Raw genomic sequence first — 23,685 nt, 5'->3', positions numbered from 1 at the left:
GCGAAGGGTCTCAAGGGGAGTTGTTGATGAGCGGCATGCTCGATCAAGCGAAGGACGACCTGCTCCGGCGGGCCGCCGAGACGTGCGCGCAGCGCCCGGGGGCGCGCGGCGGTGACGTCGCGGAGGTCTTCGACTACCTTCGCCTCTACTACCGGCAGGTCGCCCACGAGGACCTGATCGCGCGGGACCCGGCCGACGTCTGCGGCCCGGCGATGGCGCACCGGTCGCTCGGCGAGGAGCGCCCGCAGGGGCGCGCGAAGGTGCGCGTCTTCACGCCGACGCTGGAAGAGTACGGCTGGGACCCGGGCCACACCGTCGTGCAGGTCGTGACCGACGACATGCCGTTCCTGGTCGACTCGGTGACGACGGAGCTGAACCGGCACCAGCTGACCACGCACCTGATCGTCCATCCGCTGCTCGGCGTCGACCGCGACGTCGCGGGCCACCTGAAGGCGTTCCGCCACAAGCTCGACAGCGACACCGACGTCGACGAGTCGTGGATCCACGTCGAGGTCGACCGCACCAGCGACCGGGCCGTCCTGGACGCGCTGGAGAGCGACCTCGTGCGCGTCCTGCAGGACGTCCGGGTCGCCTTCGAGGACGAGACCAAGATGCGGGCCCGCGCCGACGAGATCGCCGCCGCGATCCAGGAGCGCCGGCCCCCGCTGCCGGACAAGGAGCTCGCCGACGGCGTCGAGCTGCTCGAATGGCTGGTCGACGGGCATTTCACCTTCCTCGGCTACCGCGACTACACGCTGACCGACGGCGACACCGCGCTGCGGCCCGAGCCGGGCACGGGCCTCGGCATCCTGCGCAGCGACAAGCGCGAGTCCGACAGCTTCGCCGCGCTGCCGCCGGAGGTCCGCGAGCTCGCGACGGAGAAGCGCCTCCTGGTGCTCACGAAGGCGAACTCGCGCTCCACCGTCCACCGGCCCCTGTACCTCGACTACATCGGGGTGAAGAAGTTCGACGAGTCGGGCGAGGTCATCGGCGAGCGCCGCTTCCTCGGCCTGTTCACGCACGTCGCCTACAGCGAGTCGATCGCGCACGTCCCCGTGCTGAAGCGCAAGCTGGACGAGGTGCTGGAGCTCGCCGGGTTCACCTCCGACAGCTACGACGGCCAGGACCTCATCGAGGTCCTGGAGAGCTACCCGCGCGACGAGCTGTTCCAGATCTCGGTGGACGACCTGCTGAGGATCTCCCTCGGCGTGCTGCGGCTGCGCGAGCGCCGCCAGCTGAAGCTGTTCCTCCGCAAGGACCTGTACGGGCGCTTCATGTCGTGCATGGTCTACCTGCCGCGCGACCGCTACACCACCAAGGTCCGGCTGCGCATCCAGGACCTGCTCAAGCAGGCGTTCGCGGGCGTCAGCGTCGACTACAGCGCGAACGTGACCGAGTCGCTGCTGGCGCGGCTGCACGTGGTCGTCCGCGGCGAGCGCGGCCGTCCGCTGCCGGACGTGGACGTCGCCGAGCTCGAGGAACGACTCGCGGGCGCCACCCGCTCTTGGGAGGACGACCTCGCCGACGCGGTCATCGAGCAGTGCGGCGAGGAGCGGTCCGGAACCCTCGGCCGCGCGTTCGGGGAGGCGTTCCCGGAGGGCTACAAGGCCGACTTCCCGGCCCGCACCGCCGTCGCGGACCTGCGCCGCCTCGACGACCTCGTCGAGGACGGCGCCACCTCGATCAACCTGTACGAGCCGTACAGCGCCGAACCCGGCGAGCGGCGGCTGAAGATCTACCGGCTGGGCGAGCCGATCTCGCTGTCCCGGGTGCTGCCGCTGCTGCAGAACATGGGCGTCGAGGTCATCGACGAGCGGCCGTACGAGATCCGCACGTCCGACGGCCGCCGGTTCTGGATCTACGACCTGGGCCTGCGGTACGTCCCGCCGGCGGACGTCCCGGAGGAGGCCATCAAGGACCTCTTCCAGGACGCGTTCACGGCGCTGTGGCGCGGCGAGATCGAGAACGACGGGTTCAACGCGCTCGTCCTGCACGTCGGGCTGAACTGGCGCGAGGCGATGATCCTGCGCGCCTACGCCCTGTACCTGCGGCAGACCGGCACGACGTTCTCCAAGCGGTACGTGGAGCAGGTGCTGCTGCGCAACGCGTCCATCACCCGGCTGATGGTCCGGCTGTGGGAGAGCCGCCTCGACCCGTCCCTGCAGGGCGGAGAGGAGGAGCGCAGCGCCGGCATCACCGAGGAGCTCCACGGCAAGCTGGACGAGGTCGCCAGCCTCGACGAGGACCGCATCCTCCGCGCCTACCTGTCGCTCGTCCAGGCGACGCTGCGCACGAACCACTACCAGGGCAAGCCGTACCTGGCGATGAAGTTCGACCCGGAGCGCATCCCCGACCTGCCGCAGCCGAAGCCCATGTACGAGATCTTCGTGTACTCGCCGAAGGTCGAGGGCGTCCACCTGCGGTTCGGGTCGGTGGCGCGCGGCGGCCTGCGCTGGTCGGACCGGCGCGAGGACTTCCGCACCGAGATCCTCGGCCTGGTGAAGGCGCAGGCCGTGAAGAACACCGTCATCGTCCCGGCGGGCGCGAAGGGCGGCTTCGTCGGCAAGCAGCTCCCCGACCCCTCGCTCGACCGCGAAGCGTGGCAGAAGGCCGGCATCGCCTGCTACAAGGACTTCATCTCCGGCCTGCTCGACCTGACCGACAACCTCGTGGACGGCAAGGTCGTGCCGCCGCCGAACGTCGTCCGGCACGACGGCGACGACACCTACCTGGTCGTCGCGGCCGACAAGGGCACGGCGACGTTCTCCGACATCGCCAACGGCGTCGCCGGCGACTACGGGTTCTGGCTCGGCGACGCGTTCGCGTCCGGCGGGTCCGTCGGCTACGACCACAAGGCGATGGGCATCACCGCCCGCGGCGCCTGGGAGTCGGTCAAGTACCACTTCCGCGCGCTGGGCAAGGACGTCCAGAACGAGGACTTCACCGTCGTCGGCGTCGGCGACATGTCCGGGGACGTGTTCGGCAACGGGATGCTGCTGTCGGAGCACATCCGGCTCGTCGCGGCGTTCGACCACCGGCACATCTTCATCGACCCCGCCCCGGACGCGGCCGCCTCGTTCGCCGAGCGCCGCCGCCTGTTCGAGCTGCCGCGCAGCAGCTGGGCCGACTACGACGCCTCGCTGATCTCCAAGGGCGGCGGGGTCTTCCCGCGCACCGTCAAGTCGATCCAGATCACCCCGCAGATGCGGTCCGCGCTCGGCATCGCGGACGGGCTGAAGACGCTCACCCCGTTCGAGCTGATCCGGGCCGTCCTCAAGGCGCCCGCCGACCTGCTGTGGAACGGCGGAATCGGCACCTACGTCAAGTCGTCGGCGGAGAACAACGCCGAGGTCGGCGACAAGGCCAACGACCCGGTCCGGGTGGACGGCGCCGACCTGCGCTGCAAGGTCATCGGTGAGGGCGGCAACCTCGGCGTGACCCAGCTCGGCCGCATCGAGTTCGCGCGCGGCGGCGGCATCGTCAACACCGACTTCATCGACAACTCCGCCGGCGTCGACACCTCCGACCACGAGGTCAACATCAAGATCCTGCTCGACCAGGTCGTGCGGGACGGCGAGCTGACCGGCAAGCAGCGCGACGGCCTGCTGTACGAGATGACCGGCGAGGTCGGGCGGCTCGTCCTGCGCGACAACTACGCGCAGAACGTGGTGCTCGCCGCGGCCCGCGCGCAGGCGCCGGCGATGCTGCACGTCCACGGCCGGTACATGCGCAAGCTGGAACGCGACGGCCGGCTGAAGCGGCGCCTGGAGTTCCTGCCGGGCGAGAAGGCGCTCGCGGAGCGGCGGCAGGCCGGGCACGGGCTCACCGGCCCCGAGTTCTCCGTCCTGCTCGCCTACACCAAGCTCGCGCTGGACGCCGAGATCGTCGCCTCCGACCTGCCCGACGACCCGTACCTGGAGTCGTGGCTCGTCGACTACTTCCCGACCGCGCTGCGCGAGCGGTTCCGCGACTACATGGACCGGCACCCCCTGCGCCGCGAGATCATCACCACGGCCGTGGTGAACGACGTGGTCAACGCGAGCGGCTCCACGTTCGTGTTCCGCATGAACGAGGAGACGGGCGCGTCGTCGTCCGACATCGCCCGCGCCTACCTCGTCGCCCGCGACGTGTTCGAGATGCCGCGGTTCTGGCAGGCCGTGGAGAGCCTCTCCCACCAGGTGGAGGAGTCCACGCAGATCGCGATGCGGCTGGAGGCGCGCAAGCTGACCGAGCGCGCCGCCCGCTGGCTGCTGCACAACCGGCGGCCGCCGTTCGACATCCGGGAGAGCGTCGACTTCTTCAGCGGCGGCGCGGAAACGCTCGGCGCGCACGTGTCCAAGCTGCTCGTCGGCCTGGACCTCGCCGCCTACGAGCAGCGCCGCGACGGCTTCGCCGAACTGGGCGTCCCGGAAGAGCTGGCCGAGCAGTGCGCCGCGTTCGTCCCCGCCTACTCCACCTTCGACGTGGTCGGCGTCGCGCACGACACCGGGCGCCCGGTGGAGGAGGTCGCCGAGGTCTACTTCGACCTCGCCGACAGGCTCCAGCTGTCGCGGCTCCGGGAACGCATCATCGCCCTGCCGCGCGACGACAAGTGGCGGTCGATGGCGCGCTCCGCGCTCCGCGACGACCTGTACGCGGCGCATTCGGCCCTCACCCGCGACGTCCTGATCACCAGCGAGCCCGGCGCCCAGCCCGAGGAACGCATGATCCACTGGACGGAGAAGAACAGGCCGGCCGTCCGGCGCGCCCAGCAGACGCTGAGCGAGATCTGGGAGAGCGACAGCTTCGACCTGGCGACCCTCTCGGTGGCCCTGGGCGCGATCCGCACCCTGGTGACCGCCAGCTCCCTGCCGTCCAGCGAAGCGTGAGACCGGGTGGCGTCCGTCCCGTTCCCGGGGCGGGCGCTACGCGCTTTCAGCGGACGCGAGGGAGACGGACTCGCCCAGCACACGGCCCTTGCCGGACGGCGGCGCGTACCCGATGACCAGCCACTGCCACGTCACACGCAGCCTGTCGCCCGGCTTGTCGTCGTTCTTGGCCAGGTAGTCGCCGACCTCGCGGGGGAGGGTGTCCTCCCTGCCGCCGGCCAGGGTCCGCTCCTGTTTCAGCCCGTACCAGACCAGCGAGCCGCCGTCGCTCGTGCGCAGCGCGTAGGACGCCCCCGGTCCGGACGCGAACTCTCCAGGCCCGGCCTTCCAGTCACCGATCCTCTTCGCACGGGCGCTCCGGGAGTAGGCGTCGGGCACCAGAGTGCTCTCGTCGCCGCTCCCCATGTACTTCGCATGAGCTGCGGGCAATCCGCGATCGGACGCCGCCCTCGCGTAACCCTGCGGATCGTAGGCGAGCTGCGGCGGCTTGCCCTGGAATGTGAGCCAGTGCGCCGCACGCCAGTCGTCCGGCTTCCCCGTCTTCACGAATACGCCGAGGACCTGCTGCTCCTTGCCGCCCGACCGCTCCAGCGCCGCGACGCCGAACCACTTGGGGAACCCGTCCAGCCGTGGAACGTAGAAGACCGGATTCATCAGGGAGATCTCCGCCGACTCGGGCAGCCTGCCGTAGGTGCGGACGCGGGCGCTGACCGGTGCCTCCAGCGAGCCCGTCACGGTGTCGCGCCACTGCCGTTCGTCACCGGACGTGATCCCCTTGTTGTGCCGCCCCGTCCACGCCTCAAGGATCTTGAGGGACTCCTCGGCCGTGACGGCGGGCTTGCCGCTCGGCTCCTTGGAACCGGCCCCGGCGGCCGGACCGGACTCCGAGCACCCGGCCACCGCGAGCAGCAGCGCGGCCAGGCCCACGTGAAGCGCACGACGCACAACCCACCTCGGGCGGACGATCGGTCAGGCTTGCCCGCGACAGTGTAGAACTTTCCGGGCCACGCGACCCCAGCCACGCCGAAACCACACCCGTGGCGAACGCCCCGAACCATGCCGCCCGCTAGGGCACCCACCCCAGCCACCGCCGAAACCACGCACTGACCGAAAGGTGCACGTCCGTAAGCCCGGCGATGCGGGGACCCGCCGCGTTGCGATCGCGTGCGAAGCCAGGTTCGAGCCTCCGAGAACCTGATCGCGCAGCGAGCCGCTAGGCGAGTCGGATGCGATGCAGCGATCGCCGCTTTGCCCGTTGAAGGAAGGCCCTCCAGCGCCTGACGCTGAGGGCAATGCGATAAAACGCCCGTCGGATGCCGGGTCGGTCCTGCTGCAGCGGTCAGAAGAGCGGGACCGCCCGGCACCCGACGGAACTCAGGAGCCGTGGGCGGCTATGGCCTTGCGGTACATGCCGTTGACCGTGGCGCGGCCCTTGGGCGGAACGGTGGCGAGGTACTGGACGAGGACGGTCGTGTCCAGGCGCGTCCTGGCGGCGCTGGCCGGGGCGAGCCCGACAAGGTCCCCGCTTACCGCCAACCTGCCCCGTTTCGTGGCGGAGTACGCCTCATTCTGCTTCAGGACATACCAGACGAGCGCCCCGCGGTCCTTGGTGCGCAGCGCGTAGACCTTGTACGGCGCGGGGGAGAACCGCGATGACAGCGTCACCCCGCGTCCGGCCAGGGTGCGCTCGCCCTGCTTCAGCGCCTTGTAGGTCTCGCTGGTCTTCGCCCCGTCGGCCAGCACCGAGGCGCCGCCCGCGCGGGGTCCGTCCGTGAGCAGCGCGGCGTGCGCCTGCGCCAGCTTCCCGGGCGGGACGGCGAGGTCCTTCGCGTGGGGGTCGACCGGCGTGGCGAACCCGTCCCGGTCGAGGGCCACCTTGTTCAGTGCCTGTTCCGACGGGTACGGGTCGGCCGTCAGCAGCCACGGCGCCCCCTCGCCGGCCTGCGTGAACAGCAGCGCGTGCCGCAGCGTCCGGTCGCCCTTGCCCGTGGCGGTGTCGGCCGCGAACCAGCGCGGGTAGCCGGTCAGCCGCGGGACGTAGAACGTGGTGGCGGCGAAGGCCAGGTTCGGCGGACGCTGCCGGACGGCTCGCCCGAGCTTCAGCGCGGCCGTGTCCATCGACAGTTGAGGGTCGGCCTCGATCGCGCGCAGCGCCCTGCCGTCGAGGCCCCGCCCCGCCCGGTTCGCCGTCGCGGCGTAGGAGGCGAGCACCTGCTGCGCCTGCGCCTTGGTCAGCGCGGGCGCCCCCCTGGGTTTGGCGGCCTCGGCGGACGACCCGCCGGAACAGCCTGCGGTCAGCGCGGCGGCGAGCAGGCAGCCGGTCAGCGGGACGAGCGGGACTTGAGTGCGTGCGGCCATGAGGCCCCCCGAATGGCGACGGTGATCCGAACCACACGTCATCCTCGCAGAGTGACCGCACAGTCACTCTATGAATGCGAAAGTCCGTCCGAAGAGCGGGCGCGGGATCAGGCCGCCGCCTCCTGCTGGCGCATCCAGCGGATCTCGGCCTCGATGAAGTCGTCGAGGTCGCCGTCCAGCACCGCCGTGGGGTTGCCCGCCTCGACGCCGGTGCGCAGGTCCTTGACGATCTGGTACGGGTGCAGCACGTAGTTGCGGATCTGCGTGCCCCAGCTGCCGGGGTCGACGCCGCGGATCTTGGCCATCTCCTCGGCCTCCTCCTGGCGCTTGCGCTCCAGGAGCTTGGCCTGCAGGACGTTCATGGCCGTGGCCTTGTTCTGCAGCTGGCTGCGCTCGTTCTGGCAGGACACGACGATGCCGGTCGGGAGGTGGGTGATCCGCACCGCCGAGTCGGTCGTGTTGACGCCCTGGCCGCCCGGCCCGGACGACCGGTACACGTCGACCCGCAGGTCGTTCTCGTCGATGTCGACGTGGTCGCTCTGCTCCACCACGGGGACGACGTCCAGGCCCGCGAACGACGTCTGCCGGCGGCCCTGGTTGTCGAACGGGGAGATCCGGACCAGCCGGTGCGTGCCGTGCTCGCCGCGCAGCGTCCCGTAGGCGTAGGGGGCCTTCACCGCGAACGTGGTCGACTTGATCCCGGCCTCTTCGGCGTAGGACGTCTCGTAGATCTCCGTCGGGTAGCCGTGCCGCTCGGCCCAGCGCAGGTACATCCGCTGGAGCTGCTCGGCCCAGTCGGCCGCGTCCACGCCGCCGGCCTGCGCGTTGATCGTGACCAGCGCCTCCCGTGCGTCGTACTCGCCCGACATGAGCGTACGCACTTCCATCTGCTGGACGGCCTTGTGCAGCGCCGCGAGCTCCTCGTCGGCCTCCGCGCGCGTGTCGGCGTCGTCCATCTCGCCGGCCAGCTCGTACAGGGTGGCGGCGTCGTCGAGCCGCTGCCGGAGGCTCTCCACCCGGCCCAGTTCGCTCTCCAGGTGCGACAGGCGCCGCGTCACCGACTGGGCGCGCTCCTGGTCGCTCCACAGGTCGGGGTCGGCGGACTGCTCGCGCAGGTCGGCGATGTCGCGGCGCATGGCGTCGAGGTCCAGCACCTGCTCGATGCTGGTCAGCGTTGCGCCGAGCTCCTTGAGCTGCTCTTCGGGTTCGATGCCTGCCACGGTCCGAGCTTATCGCCGTCCGGTACTGCTAATCGCGCCCGTGTCACCGCGTACCGCGCCGCGGCGAAGGCTGGTCGTTCAGTCAATATCATGTGGATGGCAGAATCACGGGCCGAGGAGGCCGGCCGACGACGGCCGGCCCGGAGTTCGGTCCGGGGGACGGGTCTTTGCACAGGTTCCTGCGGGTGATCGCGGCCGTGGTGCCGCTCACCCTGGCGCTCGCGGCCGCGGCCTGCGCCGAGGGCAAGACGGAGGCGCGGCCGGCCGTCAGCGTGCCCGAGACGGCCCCGCCGGCGCCGGTGCCGCTGACCCCGCAGGTCGCGGAGCAGGCGTTCCGCACCTATGTCATCGACGAGGACGTGGCCCGCGCCGCCGTCGACGAGCGGCTCGCGCTGGCCTGGACGTCCGACGGCCAGGCCCAGCTCACCGCGGCCGAGTTCCGCAAGGCGGCCTACGACGGCGACCCGGTCCGGCGCTTCACCTACGGCAAGCCCCGGCTGTACGTGCCGAAGCTGAAGGACGCCGCCTACCCGCAGTGGTTCATGGTGTCGGTCGAACGGTCCGTCCTGGGCAAGCCCAAGAGCGAGCACAGGTTGCTGATGACGTTCGTGCTGCGCGGGCCGTCCGATCGCTGGAGGCTCACGCATGCGACCCTCCTGCAGAAGAAGGTCAAGGAGCCGAAGGTCGCGATCGACGACGACGGGTACGCGGAGGCGCTGAGCACCGACGACACCTCCGTCCTGATCCGTCCCCGCGACGTCGGCGGGATCCAGGCGACGGTCGCCGCGGAGGGCGGCGGCAGCGTGGCCGCCAAGGTGATGAAGGCCAACGCCGTGACGACCGGTTTCTACCGGGACGCCAGGCGCGAGAAGAAGAAGGCGAAGAAGAAGGACCTGACGCTCCAGGTCGTCTACACCGCGACGCCGTTCCCCTACTTCGGGCTGCGGACGGAGAACGGCGGCGGGCTGGTCGTCTACTCGCTGTTCCGCAACACGGCGCTCGTCGCCAAGGACCCGGACACCCCCAAGCCGGAGATCCCCGACGACGCCGAGCACCTCCTGGACGGGACGGTCGAGGGCAACGAGGTCGACACCACCTCGACCCTGCACTTCGCCGCCTTCGACCCGCCGAAGGCCAAGAAGGGCAAGCCGCAGCAGAAGGCGTACGTGGTCGCCGACGACGGCTCGATCACGAAGGCCGCCACACCGCCGATCAAGAAGCCCTAGCCGGTCGAGGCGCGGCCGGCGCGGCGGTGTCGGCCGTAGGGGAAGCTCAGTCGTTGCGCCTGGTCAGCCGCGGGGCGGGATCAGCCGCGCAGGGTGAGCCGCAGGGCAGGGGCAGCCGCGGGGCGGGGGCATCAGCCGTAGACGCGCCGCAGGACGAGGGCGACGAACAGCAGGGCGACCAGGGCCGCCAGGACGAGCGCGGGCGGGATGGACGGGCCGTGCCGGTGCAGCTCCGACCGGGCCTCCTGGCAGGTGGGGCAGCGCCCTTCCACCACCGGGTTCGAGCACCGGGCGCAGATGAGATGTTCGCAGCTCATGTCGTGGGCCCCAATCTCCGAGAGCGGCACGCGCACCCATGCGGGGAAGCGTCCGCTTCTTCGGTGTCCGTCCACTTATTAGCTATCTTTCCCGTCATCCAGCGTAGCCGGACTGTATGGTCGTTCCGGCAAGTCTGGGAGCTAGACGGTAGGAAACGGCCGGACGTCGGGAGACGGATTACATGGTACTGATCGGACAGAACACACCGATCGGACTGAGTGGTGCCCCCGGCCGTCCGTACCGCGCCGACCGGGACGAGGTGGTTCCCGGTCCCCTCTACACTGCTCGAAGGCTCCGCGTCCCACCCGGTCGTGAAGCCGGGCGGCGCAGGCAAGTGCTCACGGACCCGTCCGTGGCCGCGGGCCGGGCCGCTCCCCAACCCCTACAGCGAACCGCCGTGATGCAGCCGTGATCCATTTCGACAACGTCACCAAGGTCTACCCGAGCCAGAACCGGCCCGCCCTGCAGCATGTGAACGTCGCCATCGAGAAGGGCGAGTTCCTGTTCCTGGTGGGTCCGTCCGGCTCCGGCAAGTCGACCTTCCTGCGCCTCGTCCTGAAGGAGGAGCGTCCTTCCCAGGGTCACGTGCACGTGGCGGGCAAGGACCTGAGCAGGCTCAGCAACTGGAAGGTGCCGCACCTGCGCCGCAGGATCGGCTGCGTCTTCCAGGACTTCCGCCTCCTGCCCAACAAGAACGTCTTCGAGAACGTCGCGTTCGCCCTCGAGGTGATCGGCAAGCCGCGGCGCTTCATCGGCAAGGTCGTCCCCGAGGTCATCGACCTCGTCGGCCTGGAGGGCAAGGCCCACCGGATGCCGGACGAGCTGTCCGGCGGCGAGCAGCAGCGCGTCGCGATCGCGCGGGCGTTCGTCAACCGGCCGATGATCCTGCTGGCCGACGAGCCCACGGGGAACATCGACCCCGCCACCTCGATCGGCATCATGAAGGTGCTGGACCGCATCAACCGGACCGGCACCACCGTCGTCATGGCCACCCACGATGCCGCTATCGTCGACGCGTTCCGAAAGCGCGTCGTCGAACTGGAGGACGGCCGCGTCGTCCGCGACCAGTCCCGCGGCGTGTACGGCCAGGCGTACTGACCATCTGAACCAACGATTCCCGCCGGGGCGTACGACAGCCGGAAGGCGGGGACCGCCCGCTTCGGGCCGCGTTCCCTCATGAGGCCGCCCGGCTCCGGGCGGCAACAGGCGATCAAGGACAGCGAGGCATGCGCGTACAGTTCGTTCTCCAGGAGATCTGGATCGGTCTCCGCAGGAACATGACGATGACGATCTCCCTCGTCATCACCGTCGCCATCGCCATGGCGCTCTTCGGCACCGGGCTGCTCCTGCGGCAGCAGGTCGACGCGTCCAAGAGCTACTGGTACGACAAGATCGAGGTCTCGATCTTCCTGTGCGCCAAGACGAGCTCCAACCCCAGCTGCCAGAAGCAGGACGTCACCGACCAGCAGCGGCAGACGCTCAAGGCGAGCCTCGAGAAGATGCCGCAGGTCTCCAACGTCGAGTACGAGAACAAGCAGCAGGCGTACGACCGGTTCAAGGACCGCTTCTCCGGTTCGCCCGGCTTCGTGGAGAGCACCCGTGAGGGCGACATCCCCGACTCGTTCCGGGTCAAGCTGAGGAACCCGGAGGAGTACAAGGCGGTCGCGCAGCAGATGCTCGGCCAGCCCGGCGTCGACACGGTCATCAACGAGCAGGAGATCCTGAAGCGGTTCTTCCGGATCCTGAACGGCCTGCAGGTGGCGGCGCTGACGATCGCGCTGATCCAGGTGATCGCGGCGGTGATGCTGGTCGGCAACACCGTCCGGCTGTCGGCGTTCAACCGGCGCCGTGAGACCGGCATCATGCGGCTGGTCGGCGCGTCCAACACCTACATCCAGATGCCGTTCATCCTGGAGGGCGCCATCGCCGGCCTGATCGGCGGGTTGTTCTCCTCGATCCTGCTGGTGTTCAGCAAGAAACTGCTGGTCGACAGATTGGCGGGGGACGTCCAGCTCGTCAGCCAGCTCGGCTGGAGCACGGTGCTGGCCGTCATGGTCCTGTCGATCTGCTTCGGCGTCCTGCTCTGTGCCGTCGCGTCGTTCCTGACGTTGCGCCGATACCTGAAGATCTGACGTCGTGCCCGGATCCGGGGCAAGTCCCGGATCCGGCCCGTCCGGCCGCCCTACACTTGCCGCATGGTCCGGCCCGTGTCGCTTCTGAGCCCGTGCCGCCGCTGAGGAGGCGGCGGGGGCGGGCGCTGCGCGGGGTGGCCCTCGCGGCGGCGCTCGTCTGTGCCTACGGCGCCGGTGTCGTGAGCGGCTCCGGCTCGCAGCGGCACGCGGCGGTCGCGGGCGGCGGGTCCGTCCTGGACGAGGCCGCCGCGCAGATCGGCCGCCGGGCCGCCGAGCCCGTCGGGCGCGGCGAACTCGACCGCGCCGCCATCGAGGGCATGCTGCGCGGTCTCGGCGACAGGTGGGCGCACTACTACCCGGCCACCGAGTACGACGACGTCGAGGGACGCCTGACCGGCCGCTACAGCGGCGTCGGGCTGTGGCTCGGCTCGGGTGCCGACGGCCGCGTGGTGGCCGCCAGCGTCCAGCCCGGCACCCCCGCCGCGAGCGCCGGCGTGCGGGCCGGCGACGTCGTCACGGCCGTCGGGGACGCGCCCGTGGACGGCTGGGACATCTCGCGTGTGGCGCGGTCCCTGCGCGGACGTCCCGGCGAAGCCGTCGAACTAACCGTGGAACGCGGCCGTCGAACAGAGCGGTTCCATCTCGTCCGCACACCGGTCCCTGGAGGAAACGTCACCGTGACCGATCTTCCAGAGCACGCGCGCCTCATCCGCGTCGGCGCCTTCACGAGCGGGACGGGACGGGACGTCCGCGCCGCCGTGACCGGGCCGTCGCCGTCCGGCCGTCCCACCGGCGGCGTCCTGCTCGACCTGCGCGGCAACCCCGGCGGACTGCTGGACGAGGCGGTCGAGACGGCGTCGGCGTTCCTGCCCGGCGGCCCCGTCGTGACCTACGAGCCGCGCGGCAGGCCCGTCCAGCGGCGCACCGTCGGCACGCCCGGCGACGCCGAGACCCCGGTCGTGGTGCTCGTCGACGCCGGCACCGCGAGCGCCGCGGAGATCGTCGCGGGCTCCCTGCGCGACCGCGACCGCGCGGTGATCGTAGGATCGCGTACATATGGGAAGGGCTCGGTCCAGGAACCGATCGAGCTCGCCGACGGGTCGGTCATCGAGCTGACCGTCGGTCGCTACCGCACCCCGGGCGGCCGTAACCTCGACGGTGTCGGGATCGAGCCCGACGTGGCGGTGTCCGCCGACCGTCCGCCGGGCGAGGCCGAGCGGCGCGCCCGGACGGTACTGCGGGGCCTGCACGCGACGATGCCGGACAAGGACTGATGAAGTGGCACGGGACACCGGGCGCAAGAAAGACAAGAAGGACACCGGGCGCCAGCTCATCGCCCAGAACAAGCGAGCCCGCTACGACTACCACATCGACGACACGTGGGAGGCGGGCATGGTGCTGATGGGCACCGAGGTGAAGGCGCTGCGCGCCGGGCGCGCGTCCCTCGTCGACGGCTACGCCCACGTGATGGACGGCGAGGTGTGGCTGGAGCACGTCCACATCCCCGAGTACACGCAGGGCACCTGGACCAACCACGCGCCGCGCCGCCGCCGCAAGCTGCTGCTGCACAGGCGCGAGATCAAGAAGATCATCGACAGGTCGGCGGAGCCGGGCTGGACGCTGATCCCGCTCGCCCTGTACTTCAAGGACGGGAAGGCCAAGGTCGAGATCGGTCTCGCCCGTGGTAAGAAGTCCTACGACAAGCGCCAGGCCATCGCCAAGCGGGAAGCCGACCGCGAGATGCAGAAGGCGGCGGCGGCGCGGTTCAGGAGACGGTGAAGGGTGCCGATGAAGAACCCAGGCCGGCGGCGGGGACCGCGCCGGATTCCGCTGCGGCCGTTCGTGCTGGGCGGCGGCGCCCTGACGATGTGCGGCCTGCTCGTCGCGACCATGATGCCGGGCGCCCGGGCCGAGCCGTCCGCGATGCCCGCCGTCCGCGACTTCCTGATCGCCTGGCAGGTCGGCAACTACGAGGCCGCGGCCCGCCAGACGGTCGGCGCCGACAAGGAGCAGGTCGCCGACGCCCTGAGCCGCGTCCGCCAGCAGCTCGACGCCGCGGCGCTGCGGCTGTCCCTCGGCACCGAGGTGCAGGGCAGCGGCGTCGACCAGATCGTCAAGAAGGGCGACGAGGCCGACGCGCGCTTCACCGTCAAGATCGACCTCGGCGAGAACGGCCAGCCGTGGCAGTACCCCGGCCTCATGCACCTGCGGCGCACCGGCGGCAAGTGGAAGGTCGTCTGGAACCCGTCCATCATCAACACCAAGCTGAAGCAGGGCCAGCGGCTCGCCGTGGTCACCGAGGTGCCGAAGCGCGCCCCGATCACCGACACGCAGGGCCGCCCCGTGCTGCGCGAGGTCGGCGCCTACAACGTCGGCGTGTTCCCTGGCCAGCTCGCCGACCCGGAGAAGACCCTCGACCAGCTCGCCGAGCGGGCCAAGATGGACGGCGGCCGCCGGCTCGACGCCGAACGCCTCCTCGGCCGCGTCCGCTCCGCCCCGCCGCAGGCGTTCCTGCCGCTGCTGACCCTCCAGGTCCCCGCGCACAACGCGCTCATCCGGCGGCTCAACACCATTCCGGGCCTCCGGTTCGAGGAGACCAAGGCGCTGATCGCGCCCGCGTACGCGCCCGAGCTCGTCGGCCATCTCGGCCCCGCCACCGCCGACCGGCTCCAGCAGGTCGGCGCCCCCTACCAGCCGGGCGACACGATCGGCGTGAGCGGTGTCCAGCTGCTCCAGCAGCGCCGCCTCGCCGGCACGCCTACCGTCCGGGTCGTCGCGCAGGACGAGTCCGGCAAGAACACCGAGGAACTGCGGTCCTGGGAGGGCCAGCAGCCGGAACAGGTCCAGACCACCCTCGATCCCGGCTACCAGGCGCGCTCGGACTTCGCACTCCAGGGGCTGCCGTACGCGGCGTCCATGGTGGTGGTCCGGCCGAGCACCGGTGAGGTGCTGGCCGTGTCCAACCGCGGGACGAACGGCGAGAACCGCGCGTTCGAGGGCCACTACCCGCCCGGGCTGACGTTCGGGATCGTGTCCGCGGAGGCCCTGTTCTCCCAGGCCAAGCTGAACCAGTCCACGGAGACCTCCTGCCCGGCCAGCGTCGCCGTCGGCGGCAAGACCTTCACCAACAGGGCCCGCGGCGACACCACCCTCGCGAACGCGTTCGCCGCGTCCTGCAAGACGAGCCTCGCGCAGCTCAGCGGCAAGCTGGACGCGCAGACCCTCGTCCAGGAGGCGGGGCAGTTCGGCATCGGCAAGAACTGGGGGCTGTCCGTACCCGCGTTCACCGGCTCCGTGCCGACCCCGGCCAACGACGGTGAGAAGGCCGCCGCCATGGTCGGCGAAGGCAAGGTCGAGATGAGCCCCCTCGGCATGGCCCTCGTCGCCGCCGCCGCGCAGAACGGCACCTGGAAGCCCCCGTACGTCCTCAAGGACGTCCAGCAGACGGTCCAGGCGCCGGCGCCTCAGAACCTCCAGTCCGAAGCGATCGTCAGCCTCAAGCGCGTCCTCAGCCGCAACGCCACCCACGGCAACGCGCGCGGCGCCCGCGTCTCCGGCGACGTCGTCGGCGTCGCCGCCCTCGCCACCTCCGGCAATGGCAAGACCGTCTCCTGGTTCGTCGGCTCCAGCGGCGACCGCGCCTTCGCCATCGCCGTCGAAGGCACCGTCAACACCGCCCAGATCGCCGCCAGGTTCCTCACCGGCCGCCCCTGATCCGGCTTTGAGATCTCTTTACGGGCGGGACGCAACCATCCCGCCGCGCCCGGGCGTCATTACGGGTGACTGAGAAACCGCTCGGGGGGTTGCGGACTCAGTCACCGTGATGAGACCAGAGCCTCGTCTCGGGGGAGGCTCTGCCGTCCGGACCGGCCCGACCCTGCCGGTCGACCCCGGTGGGCGTGACACGTCTCGCGCCCACCGGGGTTCACGTGTGCCCGGCGGGGAATCACATTGCCCGCGCACGCGTTAACCTAGTAACGTCGTCGTGCGGACGTCCCCGGATGGCCGCTTTGACAACTCAACATGGGGGTGACCGGCTTCGACTTCGGTCGTTCGAGCCAGGGGAAGCGGGTCGAGGGTTGCTGTCGTGACCTCGTAAATCCTGTGACAGCAAACCAATAACTGCCAACAAGAAGCAGTCCGAGTTCGCCCTCGCCGCCTGAGCGAGGAGTGAACTCTGTCAGCCCGGGAGCGTCTCCGAACCGGGGTCTGGCATCGTAAGGAGACTCCACCTACCGACCCGGTCGCGGAGCCGGTAGGGACACCGAACAGCGACTGAGCCCGTCGGCGACACGCCTGCGTGAGCGCCGGGGCTGAGAAAACGCCAAGCAGGCTGCACCCGGAGAAGCCCTGGCCCTTCACCGAAGGACGCGGGTTCGATTCCCGCCACCTCCACTTGTCATGACAGGCACGGCCCGACCGGAACCCTCCGGTCGGGCCGTGCCTGTTCGCTCGCGTCTGCGGATCCTGGTCGCCTGCCTGGTGCCGCCCATGGCTGGGGCCGCTTCTTCAGCCGATTGCCGGGTGCCGCGGTCGTGTGAGGCACTAGGCGTGCTCCAGTGCCCAGGCGCAGATCGCGGACAGCGGCTCCTGCAGGGTTTTGCCGAGTGCGGTCAGGGTGTACTCGACATGCTGTGGGGCGGTTTTCTTGAGCACCCGTCGTTCGACCAGCCCGTCGCTTTCCATGCTCCTCAAGGTCTCGGTCAGCACCTTCTGGGTGATGCCGGGTAGTTTGCGGCGCAGCTCGGCGTGCCGCTGCGGTCCGGCGAGCAGCGCGTAGATCAGCAGTACCCGCCACTTGGCGGCCATTCGCTCCAGCGCCTGCCGGGTCGCGCAGCTTTCTTCCAGGACGTCGGGTATCACCAGTGCCATGGTTTCTCCTCTGGAAGGGCACCTTAAAGTGCCTTCTGCCGGTCCGGGTTCGGGGTGTTTAGTGTCCCGGTCATGACAGAGCTTAGGGTCCACACGTACACGGCGGCAGAGCCCGGGATCTTCGTCAACAGCTACCTGCTCGAGACGGCGGACGGCGTGGTGCTCGTCGATGCCGGGCTGCTGGTGTCGGACGCGCGGGCGCTGGCCGCGCGGCTCGGGGCGCTGCGCAAGCCACTGCTCGCGGCGTTCGTGACGCATCCCCACCCGGACCACTACAACGGGCTGCCGCACCTGGCCGGCGACGATGTTCCGGTCTATGCGACGGCGGCGGTCGCCGAGACGATCGAGCGGACCGCGGTCGCCAAGCGCGAGCAGTGGCGGCCCACCTACGGCGCGGAGTGGCCGGACCGGTTCCGCGTGCCGGACCGGCCACTGCAGGGCGGCGGAGCCGTGGAGGTCGCCGGGCTGCGGATCCACGTGCACGACCTCGGCGGCGCCGAAAGCCACGCCGACTCCTACCTCCTGGTGGAGGCCGGCGAGAAGCGGCACGCCTTCATCGGCGACCTGGCCTTCGACGGTGTGCACTCCTACACGGCGGACGGACTTTCCGGCGCGTGGCTGGACGTGCTCGATCGGCTGGTGGACGAGCTGGCCGGGGTGCCGCTGTTCCCGGGGCACGGCGCCCCCGGCGACACGGGCCTTCTGACCCGGCAGCGGCAGTACCTGCTGATGTATCGGGAAGCGGTGGGGCGTGTGGCCGTGGGCGCGCCGAGTCTGAGCGAGGCGCAGAAGCTGGAGCTGACGCAGACCATGACGCGTTTCCTGCCGGATGCCCCTCTTGGCTGGCTGGTCGCTTTGGGCGCGGACGCCGTCGCCGCCGAGCTCGCCGCCTCTTCGTCATCCAACACCCGGGAGGGCTCATGACCACGGTGAGAACCGAGCGAATCACCTTCGGCAGCGATGGCGTCGAACTGGTCGGCGAGCTCCGGCTTCCGAAGTCGGACGGTACGCTACCCGCCGTCGCGTTCACCGGCCCGTTCACCGGGGTGAAAGACCAGGTCATCGGCACCTACGCCGAACGACTCGCTCAGGCCGGGCTGGTCACGCTCACCTTCGACCACCGTGGTTTCGGGGAAAGCGGCGGACGCCGTCAGCATGAGGACAGCCAAGGGAAACTGGCCGATCTGAGGGCCGCCGTCGGCGTGCTGGCCGGTCGACCCGAGGTGAACTCGACCCAGATCGGCGTGGTCGGCGTCTGCCTCGGCGGCGGTTATGCGGTACGAGCCGCCGCCACGGACCCCCGTGTCAAGGCGGTGGCAGGCATCGCGGGCGCCTACAACAGCCCGTCCCGGATCGTCCAGACGATGGGCGTCGACGCCTACCGGTCCGCGCTCGGCGGCTTCCTGGACCGGTACGAGGAGTACCTTCCCGCCGTGGCGCCCGACGGCGCCGAGGCCGCGATGGCAGGCGACGAGCCGTACGCCTACTACGGCACCGCCCGGTCTGCCTCGCCGCACTGGCGCAACGAAGTGACAACAGGATCGCTCCACTCCCTGATGACCTTCGACGCCCTCGGCGCGGCCGACCTCCTGGCCGCCACTCCGCTCCTCATCGTCCACGGGAAGACCGACGACTACTGCTCGCCCGAGCTGGCTCGAGAGTTCTACGAACGCAAGCCGGGGGACAAGGAGATCCTCTGGCTGGACGCCGACCGGCACATCGACCTCTATGACGTGGAATCGCACGTCACCCAGGCCGCCCAGGCGACCGCCGACTTCCTGCACCGCAACCTCACGCCCTGACGGGAGACGCGACCACATCGACCGCACCCACGGCCCAACCGGAACGCGTCCGTTCCGGTTGGGCCGTTCGCGTCTGCGGGCCGCATGACACGTGAAGTTCACGGGGGAGCACCCTGTCCGAAACGTCCCAAAATGAAGATCGTCGGCGCAGCTAAAGAACGATCTTCATGTGGGGTGATGCGCCTTGGCAGAGATCCAGCGGACGCAGGACGGGCAGTCGCGCAGGAGCTTCCTGCGCGCGGTGGGGCTGACGGGCGGCGCGGGCACGATGTTCGCGGCCATGGGAGCGCTCGGGCTCGCACCGGCGGAGGCCGCCGCGGCCACCCCGCCCTTCCGGCCCCCGAGCCCCGCCGACTTCCATCTCACCGGGCGCGGGGCCGCCAGCGTCGTCATCCTCGGCGGCGGCATAGCCGGTCTCGTCTCGGCCTACGAACTCGGGAAGGCCGGGTACCGCTGCACGATCCTGGAGCCTCGAGCCATGACGGGCGGCCGCAACTTCACGGTGCGCGGCGGTACCGAGCAGACCGACGTCCTCGGCAACAAGCAGGTCGCCCGTTTCGGCGAAGGCCAGTACCTCAACGCCGGTCCCGCAAGGCTCGCCCAATGGATGGTCACGCTCGACTACTGCAGGGAACTCGGCGTCCCGATCGAGGTGTTCACCAACGCCAACGCCGACGCTTACATCTACAACGAGTCCCGTGGCATGAAACCCGGGCACCCCATGCGGTACCGGACGGCCAAGGCGGACGTCTACGGGTACGTCAGCGAACTGCTCGCCAAGGCCGCCGGCAGCGGCGCCCTGGACTCCGACCTGACCGACGACGACCGCTCCGCTCTCCTGTCCTTCCTGGAGGACTGGGGCCAGATAGGCGGCAAGTCCGACGGCTTCGCCTACAAGGGCGGCGCCAACCGGGGCTTCGACGCCTATCCCGGCGCGGCGGGTCAACCCGGCACACCGCTGGGAGCCGTCCCCGACGTCTCGGATGTCTTCGCGTCCGCCGTCGGACGCTACTTCTCCTTCGAGTTCGAGTACGACCAGGCGATGCTGATGTTCCAGCCGGTCGGCGGCATGGACCAGATCCCGAGGGCTCTGACGCGCGCCATCGGCCCCGGCAAGGTCAAGCTGGGCTGCGGCGCCTCCCGGCTCACGCAGCGGCCGGACGGCGTGACCGTCCACTACACCGACGCCGCGGGCCGCGAGACGACCTTGGACGCCGACTACTGCATCGCCGCGATGCCCCCGCACCTGCTGGCCGCACTTCCGCACAACCTCGGCGGCGACGTCCAGGCGGCCCTGCGGGCCATCACCCCCGCCTCCGCGAGCAAGATCGGACTGGAGTACCGCAGCCGCTGGTGGGAGACCGACCACCGCATCTACGGCGGCATCACCGAAACCGACCTCGACCTCGCCCACGTATGGCACCCCTCGCACGGCTTCCACGGCAGGCGGGGCGTCATCGTCGGCTACTACAACTACGGCGAGACCGCGGACAAGTACGGCAAGATGGCCCCGCGGCAGCGGGAGGAGCGCGCCGTCGCCCTCGGCGAACGCATCTACGGCCCCAAGTACCGGACCGAACTCGCCTCGTCCTTCTCCCAGTCCTGGCGCTACATCCCGCATATCGAGGGCGCCTGGCACAACCTCCCCGGCTGGAGTCCCGACGCCCCCGTCCTCAAGCCGCTGACCGCGCCCGTCGGCCGCGTCCTCTACGCGGGGGACTGGCTTTCCTACATGGACGCCTGGCAGCACGGCGCCATCCTCTCCGCCCGCCAGGCCGTCACCGCTCTCCACACGCGCGCCCTGACCCACTGACCCGAGGGTTGCCCGTTGACTCAGGCCGGGCCACCGTGACGTCCCCGCTTCGGGAGGTACTCCGGACGCTTGCCCTCACCCCCGAACAGAAGGAAGCGCGCTGGTTGCGCGCCAGCTGTCACCACCCGCGGCTCCTGATCACCGTGTCGTGGTGGTGTCGCCCTTGTCGGGTCTCGGGCTCATTCCGGCGAAGACGGCGTGGAGGACGCGGTCGATGTAGGTGTCGGTCATCGGTTGCTGCGTGATCAGCAGTCTGAAGTACAGGGGGCCCGAGAGGATCTCCATCGCCAGGTCCAGGTCGAAGTCTGGGTCGAGTTGGCCTTGGTCTCTGGCGGCCCTGAGGCGGGCCAGGGTGTCGGCGGTCTGCGGCTCGATGAAGCGCTGGTTGAGAGCGGCGGCGACCTGGGGATCGTGCTGGGCCTCGCCGATGAGGTCCTGGTACAGCGGTCCCCAGGGAGGACGGCCCAGCAGGTCGGCGGCTCTGGTCATCACCTCGCGCAGGTCGGCGACGATGTCGCCGGTGTCGCGGTGGGCCAGGCCGTGCTGGTCGAGGGTGAGGACGGCGTCCAGGAACAGCAGCCCTCGCGACGGCCAGCGGCGGTAGACGGTGTGCTTGCCGACGCCGGCGCGGGCCGCGACCGCCTCGATGCTGAGTTTGGCGAAGCCGACCTCCTGGGCCAGGGCGAGGGCGGCCCGCATGATGGCTTCGGTCCGGTCGGCGCGTCGGTCGGTCATGCCGGCAACATTACAGCACGGCACGTGCCGTGTTGACATAGCGAGCATCCTCGTCCCATGCTGGCATCGCCAAGTATCGACACGGTCCGTGCCGTGCCGTTGTCGCTCTCGCAGAGTCGACAAGGCAGCCGCCGCTCGTTCAGGGCGGGGGCAGGGCGGCCGCCACCATGCGAAGGAGCACGAATGTTCGAGTACGAACCGGTCACCGACACGCTCGGTTCCGCCGGCCATGCACTGCGTCTGGACATGGTCACCAAGCACTACCGATCGCCGGGCGGCACGGTGCAGGCGCTCAACGGTGTCTCGCTGGCCCTGGAGGACGGGACGTTCACCGCCGTCATGGGCCCGTCCGGCTCGGGCAAGAGCACGCTGCTGCAATGCGCCGCCGGGCTCGACAGCCCCACCTCCGGCCGGGTGGTGGTGGACGGTCTGGAGATGAGCGGCGGCACCGAGGCGCAGTTGACCAGGTTCCGCCGCGGGCGGATCGGCTTCGTCTTCCAGCACTTCAACCTGCTGCCCACGCTGACGGTGCTGCAGAACGCCACGCTGCAGCTGCGGTTGGCCGGCAAGCGCATCGACCGCGCCCACGCGGTGCAGGTGCTGACGCGCGTCGGGCTCACCGAGCGGCTGGACCACCTGCCCGCGCAGCTGTCGGGAGGTCAGCAGCAGCGGGTGGCGATCGCCCGGGCGCTGATCACGAGCCCGCGCGTGATGTTCGCCGACGAGCCGACCGGTGCGCTGGACACTCGCGGCGCGCGCGATGTTCTGGCGCTGCTGCAGGAGGCGGTGCGCATCGACGGCCGGACTCTGGTGATGGTGACCCACGACCCTGTCGCCGCAGCCCACGCTGACCAGGTCCTGTTCCTGGCCGACGGCCGGCTCGTCGGCCGGCTGGCCGATCCGACCGCCGCGGCGGTGGCCGACACCATGACCCGGCTCACCGACCAGGTCGCCGGCGGCCGCGTCAACGAAGGGGTGTGAGGACGGTGTTCTGGTTGGCTCGCGCCTCGCTGCGGCACCGCGCCGGGGCCTTCACTGGCAGTTTCCTGGTGCTGTTGTTCGGTGCGACGATGGTGATGTCGTTCGCCTCGATGCTCGACACCGGCCGCGGCACCGGGGTCGACGCGACCAGCTCCGAGACGCTGACGACCATGGGAAGCGTGGTCGGCGGCTGGGGCATGTGCCTGGTGGCGTTCGCGGCGGCCTCCACCCTCGGGCTGTCGGTCAGGCAACGCGCGGCCGAAACGGCCCTGCTCAAGAGCGCCGGTGCCACCCCGGCGCAGATCGTGCGGATGATCGCCGGAGAGGCGGCGCTGGTCTCCGCCGCCGCGGCGGCGGCCGCGGTGGCCCCCTCCTACCTGCTGGGCCGCGCCCTACTGGGCCTGTTGGCGGACACCGGCCAGGTCAGCGGCAGTGTCGCCTTCGCCTTCGGGACGATCGCACTGCTGGTCGGGTTCGGCGTCACCGTGGGCTCGGCGATGATCGCCGCACTGTGGACCGCCCGCCAGGCCACCCGGGTGAACGTCGCGGCGTCGCTGGCCGAGACCGGTTCCGGCCGCATGACCTGGAAGCGCGTCGTTCCTGCGGTGGTGCTCCTGGTCGGCGGCGTGTACCTGGGGGTGCTGACCGTCACCGCGCTGCGCGACAAGGGCCCGGACGCGATGCCGGTCGCCGGGCAGGCATCCATTCTGGCCTCCATGGGGCTGGCCCTCCTCGCCCCGGGCCTCGTCCGCGCCGCCACCGCCGTCACCGGCCGCCTTCTGCGCGGCCACGGCGCGGCCGGCCACCTGACGGTTCAGCACCTGCGGCGGCGCACGGGGCAGGCCGCCGGTGCGCTGATGCCGATCATCCTGTTCACCGGCATCGGCACCGGCATCCTGTACCTGCAGCTCATCGAGAACCGCGCCGTCGCGGCCTCGGGCTACCTGCGCAGCAACGAGCAGCAGAATATCCAGACGCTCAACCTCGTCGTCATCGGCATGATCGTCGTGTTCGCCTGCATCATGCTGATCAACACGCTGGTGGCCTCGACCACCTTCCGCCGGCGCGAATTCGCCCAGCTGCGGCTCGCCGGCGCCACCCCGGGCCAGGTACTGCGGATGGTCCGCACCGAGAGCCTGCTGATCGTGGCGACCGGCACCGTCCTCGGCGTCCTGGCCGGCTCGACCACCGTGCTGCCCTACAGCGTCGTCCGCACCGACCGGTGGATGCCCGACCTACCGGTCTGGGTCCTGCTCGCCATCATCGCCCTCGCGGTGACCGCCACGCTGGGCGCCGCACTGGGAACCGCGCGCCGGATGCTGCGCACCCCGGCCGTCGAGGCCGTGGCGCCCTGACCGTG

The 23,685-nt window shown here is 70.4% G+C and carries 18 protein-coding genes and 1 other RNA gene; 13 read left to right on the top strand and 6 right to left on the bottom strand.

All coding sequences use genetic code 11. From position 1 onward, the window contains the following. Positions 1 to 26 precede the first annotated feature (26 nt). Positions 27 to 4,868 carry an NAD-glutamate dehydrogenase gene (locus SM418_RS19975; protein ID WP_371942523.1) on the top strand — a complete coding sequence of 1,614 codons (4,842 nt, stop codon included), beginning with the start codon at positions 27 to 29 and terminating at the stop codon, positions 4,866 to 4,868. Between the two features lie 36 nt (positions 4,869 to 4,904). On the opposite strand, the gene SM418_RS19970 is transcribed toward SM418_RS19975, so the two are convergent. The 3 genes from SM418_RS19970 to prfB form a co-directional block, all read right to left on the bottom strand. Next, positions 4,905 to 5,813: a DUF8094 domain-containing protein gene (locus SM418_RS19970; protein WP_371942524.1), complete on the bottom strand. Its 909-nt coding sequence runs from the start codon at positions 5,811 to 5,813 to the stop codon at positions 4,905 to 4,907. Between the two features lie 429 nt (positions 5,814 to 6,242). Continuing rightward, positions 6,243 to 7,226 carry a DUF8094 domain-containing protein gene (locus tag SM418_RS19965; protein WP_371942525.1) on the bottom strand — a complete coding sequence of 328 codons (984 nt, stop codon included), beginning with the start codon at positions 7,224 to 7,226 and terminating at the stop codon, positions 6,243 to 6,245. Positions 7,227 to 7,333: 107 nt separating this feature from the next. Next, entirely contained in the window at positions 7,334 to 8,446 is a 1,113-nt protein-coding gene (gene prfB / locus SM418_RS19960) for a peptide chain release factor 2 (protein WP_371942526.1), read from the bottom strand. Between the two features lie 167 nt (positions 8,447 to 8,613). On the opposite strand from prfB, the gene SM418_RS19955 reads away from it, so the two are divergent. Next, positions 8,614 to 9,672 (top strand): DUF8094 domain-containing protein, encoded by a 1,059-nt coding sequence (locus SM418_RS19955; RefSeq protein ID WP_371942527.1) that lies wholly within the window; start codon positions 8,614 to 8,616, stop codon positions 9,670 to 9,672. A 131-nt stretch (positions 9,673 to 9,803) separates the two neighbouring features. Here the strand turns inward: SM418_RS19955 and SM418_RS19950 are convergent, their stop codons facing one another. After that, positions 9,804 to 9,989 carry a hypothetical protein gene (locus tag SM418_RS19950; RefSeq protein ID WP_371942528.1) on the bottom strand — a complete coding sequence of 62 codons (186 nt, stop codon included), beginning with the start codon at positions 9,987 to 9,989 and terminating at the stop codon, positions 9,804 to 9,806. 409 nt (positions 9,990 to 10,398) lie between these two features. Here SM418_RS19950 and ftsE point away from each other — a divergent pair, with 409 nt between their 5' ends. From ftsE to ssrA, 6 genes are all read left to right on the top strand, one after another. Then, complete coding sequence (gene ftsE, locus SM418_RS19945) at positions 10,399 to 11,088, top strand: cell division ATP-binding protein FtsE (protein ID WP_067453578.1); 690 nt, start codon at positions 10,399 to 10,401, stop codon at positions 11,086 to 11,088. Between the two features lie 128 nt (positions 11,089 to 11,216). After that, positions 11,217 to 12,122 carry a permease-like cell division protein FtsX gene (gene ftsX / locus SM418_RS19940; protein WP_371942529.1) on the top strand — a complete coding sequence of 302 codons (906 nt, stop codon included), beginning with the start codon at positions 11,217 to 11,219 and terminating at the stop codon, positions 12,120 to 12,122. 92 nt (positions 12,123 to 12,214) lie between these two features. Then, positions 12,215 to 13,396: a S41 family peptidase gene (locus SM418_RS19935; protein ID WP_371942530.1), complete on the top strand. Its 1,182-nt coding sequence runs from the start codon at positions 12,215 to 12,217 to the stop codon at positions 13,394 to 13,396. 4 nt (positions 13,397 to 13,400) lie between these two features. After that, positions 13,401 to 13,901, top strand: a complete 501-nt coding sequence (gene smpB, locus SM418_RS19930) for an SsrA-binding protein SmpB (protein ID WP_371942531.1) — start codon at positions 13,401 to 13,403, stop codon at positions 13,899 to 13,901. A gap of 9 nt (positions 13,902 to 13,910) precedes the next feature. After that, positions 13,911 to 15,836 carry a penicillin-binding transpeptidase domain-containing protein gene (locus SM418_RS19925; protein WP_371942532.1) on the top strand — a complete coding sequence of 642 codons (1,926 nt, stop codon included), beginning with the start codon at positions 13,911 to 13,913 and terminating at the stop codon, positions 15,834 to 15,836. 311 nt (positions 15,837 to 16,147) lie between these two features. Further along, positions 16,148 to 16,520, top strand: a transfer-messenger RNA (tmRNA) gene (ssrA, locus tag SM418_RS19920). Between the two features lie 147 nt (positions 16,521 to 16,667). On the opposite strand, the gene SM418_RS19915 is transcribed toward ssrA, so the two are convergent. Continuing rightward, positions 16,668 to 16,994 (bottom strand): winged helix-turn-helix transcriptional regulator, encoded by a 327-nt coding sequence (locus SM418_RS19915; protein WP_371942533.1) that lies wholly within the window; start codon positions 16,992 to 16,994, stop codon positions 16,668 to 16,670. 72 nt (positions 16,995 to 17,066) lie between these two features. On the opposite strand from SM418_RS19915, the gene SM418_RS19910 reads away from it, so the two are divergent. The 3 genes from SM418_RS19910 to SM418_RS19900 all read left to right on the top strand — a co-directional run bounded on the left by SM418_RS19910 (position 17,067) and on the right by SM418_RS19900 (position 20,609). Beyond that, positions 17,067 to 17,918, top strand: coding sequence for an MBL fold metallo-hydrolase (locus SM418_RS19910; protein ID WP_371942534.1), 852 nt, complete (start codon positions 17,067 to 17,069; stop codon positions 17,916 to 17,918). Beyond that, positions 17,915 to 18,796: an alpha/beta hydrolase gene (locus SM418_RS19905; RefSeq protein WP_371942535.1), complete on the top strand. Its 882-nt coding sequence runs from the start codon at positions 17,915 to 17,917 to the stop codon at positions 18,794 to 18,796. The genes SM418_RS19910 and SM418_RS19905 overlap by 4 nt, the downstream gene beginning before the upstream one ends. Before the next feature lie 184 nt (positions 18,797 to 18,980). Beyond that, entirely contained in the window at positions 18,981 to 20,609 is a 1,629-nt protein-coding gene (locus tag SM418_RS19900; RefSeq protein ID WP_371942536.1) for a flavin monoamine oxidase family protein, read from the top strand. Between the two features lie 138 nt (positions 20,610 to 20,747). Here the strand turns inward: SM418_RS19900 and SM418_RS19895 are convergent, their stop codons facing one another. Next, positions 20,748 to 21,344, bottom strand: coding sequence for a TetR/AcrR family transcriptional regulator (locus SM418_RS19895; RefSeq protein ID WP_371942537.1), 597 nt, complete (start codon positions 21,342 to 21,344; stop codon positions 20,748 to 20,750). A 183-nt stretch (positions 21,345 to 21,527) separates the two neighbouring features. Between SM418_RS19895 and SM418_RS19890 the strand changes: the two genes are divergently transcribed. Both SM418_RS19890 and SM418_RS19885 read left to right on the top strand, forming a co-directional pair. Beyond that, the gene (locus tag SM418_RS19890) at positions 21,528 to 22,325 is read left to right on the top strand and encodes an ABC transporter ATP-binding protein (RefSeq protein WP_371942538.1); all 798 of its coding nucleotides are present in this window, start codon (positions 21,528 to 21,530) and stop codon (positions 22,323 to 22,325) included. A 5-nt stretch (positions 22,326 to 22,330) separates the two neighbouring features. Further along, positions 22,331 to 23,680 (top strand): ABC transporter permease, encoded by a 1,350-nt coding sequence (locus SM418_RS19885; protein WP_371942539.1) that lies wholly within the window; start codon positions 22,331 to 22,333, stop codon positions 23,678 to 23,680. The last annotated feature ends 5 nt before the right edge of the window (positions 23,681 to 23,685 follow it).

The sequence above is a fragment of the Actinomadura chokoriensis genome (genome assembly GCF_041463665.1).
Taxonomy (GTDB): Bacteria; Actinomycetota; Actinomycetes; order Streptosporangiales; family Streptosporangiaceae; genus Spirillospora; species Spirillospora chokoriensis_A.
This window is presented reverse-complemented; position numbering and strand designations above follow the sequence as displayed.

Coding starts and splice junctions, on each gene's coding strand:
- SM418_RS19975 (WP_371942523.1), top strand. CDS start 27: ATGAGCGGCATGCTCGATCAAGCGAAGGACGACCTGCTCCGGCGGGCC.
- SM418_RS19965 (WP_371942525.1), bottom strand. CDS start 7,226: ATGGCCGCACGCACTCAAGTCCCGCTCGTCCCGCTGACCGGCTGCCTG.
- SM418_RS19950 (WP_371942528.1), bottom strand. CDS start 9,989: ATGAGCTGCGAACATCTCATCTGCGCCCGGTGCTCGAACCCGGTGGTG.
- ftsX (WP_371942529.1), top strand. CDS start 11,217: ATGCGCGTACAGTTCGTTCTCCAGGAGATCTGGATCGGTCTCCGCAGG.
- SM418_RS19925 (WP_371942532.1), top strand. CDS start 13,911: ATGAAGAACCCAGGCCGGCGGCGGGGACCGCGCCGGATTCCGCTGCGG.
- SM418_RS19915 (WP_371942533.1), bottom strand. CDS start 16,994: ATGGCACTGGTGATACCCGACGTCCTGGAAGAAAGCTGCGCGACCCGG.
- SM418_RS19910 (WP_371942534.1), top strand. CDS start 17,067: ATGACAGAGCTTAGGGTCCACACGTACACGGCGGCAGAGCCCGGGATC.
- SM418_RS19905 (WP_371942535.1), top strand. CDS start 17,915: ATGACCACGGTGAGAACCGAGCGAATCACCTTCGGCAGCGATGGCGTC.
- SM418_RS19895 (WP_371942537.1), bottom strand. CDS start 21,344: ATGACCGACCGACGCGCCGACCGGACCGAAGCCATCATGCGGGCCGCC.
- SM418_RS19890 (WP_371942538.1), top strand. CDS start 21,528: ATGTTCGAGTACGAACCGGTCACCGACACGCTCGGTTCCGCCGGCCAT.